Source organism: Vicinamibacteria bacterium, from assembly GCA_035620555.1.
Taxonomy (GTDB): Bacteria; Acidobacteriota; Vicinamibacteria; order Marinacidobacterales; family SMYC01; genus DASPGQ01.
Window position 1 is genome coordinate 1 of the sequence record DASPGQ010000662.1, and the last position, 2535, is coordinate 2535.

Sequence of the window (2535 nt, forward strand, 5' to 3'; positions counted from 1 at the left end):
CTTGTAGTCCGGAGAGGACTTCACCGCCTCGAGAAAGAGCTCGACCGCGCGCTCGGTCTTGCCTTGTCGAAGGGTGATCTTCCCGAGGTTGAACTGCGCCTCCGCAAATCCTTGGTCGCGGGCCAGTGCGTCGAGGAAGTATCTCTCGGCTCTTTGGAGCTCGCCCTTCCGCAAGGCGATGAGCCCGAGAAAGTGGTAGGCGCGCATGAGATCGGGATCCAGGGCGATGCATTCTTCGAGAAGCCAGACGGCGCGATCATAGTCCGAAAGGCGCCAGGCGATATAGCCGAGCTGGAGCAGAGGCTCTGCCGACCGTTTCAGCTCGAGGCTCTTCTCGAACGCGGTGCGGGCGGGAGCGAGCTGCTCCTGGCCGAGATGGGCGCGCCCAAGGTCGAGATACACATCGGGGTCAACGGCGCCGTTTCGAATCGCCTCCTCGAGCACGCTCACCGCATGCGGCCACTGCTCGAGGGTGACATAGACCGCACCGAGAAACCGCAGCAATCGCCCATCGTGAGGCGAAACTCTGAGCGCTTCCTGGAGCGCGTCCGCGGCCTCGCCGTGTCGGCCCAGTCGGTCGAGAATCGCGGCCCGGTAATAGTGAGGCGCCACGTCCGAAGGGGAAAGAACCGTAGCGTCGCCGAGGAGCGCGAGGGCCTGCTCATCGTTGCCTTCGAGGCCTTCGAGCTGGCCCAGGGTCAACGTCGCCTCGGGGTGGCGCGGGTCGAGCTCGAGCACTCGGTTCAGGTACGTCCGAGCCGTGACGAGATCTTCGGCGAGGAAATAGACCACCGCAACCTGGAAGACTATCTCGGAGCTCGACGCGTACTGACTGGCCAGCCCTTCGAAGAGCGCGCGCGCCTCGTCGACCTGGCCCTGCGCCAAGCAGACGGCGCCGAGCTGGAACCGTGCCGGGGGAAACGAAGGTTCGTCACGCAGGATCTGCCGCAGCACCTGCTCGGCTTCCGGAAGCTTGCCCTCCTCGTAGAGCCGTGCGGCCTCTCGATAGCGCTCCTCGATCGCCTGGAGGCCGAGCGCAGCCATGGCGAGTAAGACGAGCACCACCGAGTGGATTGTTAGCATCGCGGATCCGGCCTGTCAAAGACACCTTTGACGCTGAGTTAGTATGGGACGCGATGAAGAGCGCCTCGCTACTCGTGATGGCAACACTCCTCGGTCTCGCGAGCGCGATGTACGAACAAGGCGCTCGAGAGCCTTATCCCGTCGGGGGCGATATCCGCAAGCCGGAGCGAACCCACTTCGTTTCGCCGGAATACCCGGCCGAGGCGCAGGCACAGAACGTTCAGGCACTCGTCATCGTCGAGCTGACGTTGAAGCCCGACGGAACGGTCGGCGACGTCAGGGCGTTGCGTGGGCCCGAACCGCTGCTCCCGGCGGCGATGGCCGCCGCTCGACAATGGCGCTATGCCCCGACGATCGTGAACGGAGAGGCGGTGCCCATTCGTTTTGCCGAGACCGTCTTGTTCCTGCTCCGCCCGCCGGCCGAGCCTCCTCCCCCAGGACGGCTCGGTGGAAACGGAATGTACCTGAGACCACCGTCCCCGGGAACCACCAGCGCCTCCTACGCCGATTGGGAGGTCGAGGGCGAAGCGTTTACCTGCTGTCCGTGCGACACACCCTGTCCTTGCCGCTCGAACGCAGCGCCCTCGCATCCGCCCTGTCACGCCACGACGGCGCAGCATTTCTTTCGCGGGCATTACGGAAGTGTCGACTTGACCGGCGTCACCTACGTCACTCTGGGCCCGGAGACATGGACCGCGATCTATTTCAGCGAGGAGATGTCCGAGTCTCAGCAACGAGCCATCCTCGACATCTACGCGAGCATGGCGCCAGGGGCGCCGCAAGTCTATCGATCCGTACGCACGGGTCCGATCCACTACGAGGCCAACCCGGACCGGACCTCCAAGCGCGTCGTGATTCCCGGCGTACTCGAGATGGAATCGAGCCTGCGAACGGGAGCCGACCGTCTCACCGCGCTCGGAATGGATATCTGGTCGAATCGAATCGCCTACGGGACCACCGGCGTCTACCGCTACGCCGACCCGCAGCTCGGAGAGGCCTGGGATCACTCCGGCCGTCAATCGAACCACAAGACATTCCGGACGACCAAGGCGATGTTCGATCGCCGCCAGATGCTCATCCAGCTCGGGGACGGCTCGGGTCGATGGACGCCGGCACAGGAGCGGCTGATCGCCTGCCTAAAGTGAATCATAATTCTTGTGCAGTGGCTAACACGAATCTACGAAATATTGGATCGTAAATCCAATTCGTCGGATTGCAAATGTCTTCGGGCGCCGACGAGACTTATGAACGTACTCATTCTAAATGGTTTAGATACGCTTCGCGCTCGATGAACAGGCGGCATGCGATTTGCTCCGGGCTTGCATAATAATTACGGGAGCTATCTTTCTGATCGAGGAGGTTTGAATGCTCTTTCCTGCTGGAAGACGCCTTGCTCCGGCGATGATCGTTGCCCTGGGCATGAGCGTTGCGATGTCATTTGGCCAAACCCGA

The 2535-nt window shown here is 62.6% G+C and carries 2 protein-coding genes; one reads left to right on the forward strand and one right to left on the reverse strand.

Annotated features, from left to right (window positions below):
• The coding region (locus VEK15_26910) for a tetratricopeptide repeat protein (protein HXV64359.1) at positions 1 to 1083 on the reverse strand (1083 nt) is incomplete at its 3' end.
• Positions 1084 to 1136: 53 nt separating this feature from the next.
• Between VEK15_26910 and VEK15_26915 the strand changes: the two genes are divergently transcribed.
• Positions 1137 to 2228 (forward strand): TonB family protein, encoded by a 1092-nt coding sequence (locus tag VEK15_26915; protein ID HXV64360.1) that lies wholly within the window; start codon positions 1137 to 1139, stop codon positions 2226 to 2228.
• The last annotated feature ends 307 nt before the right edge of the window (positions 2229 to 2535 follow it).

Coding starts and splice junctions, on each gene's coding strand:
- VEK15_26915 (HXV64360.1), top strand. CDS start 1,137: ATGAAGAGCGCCTCGCTACTCGTGATGGCAACACTCCTCGGTCTCGCG.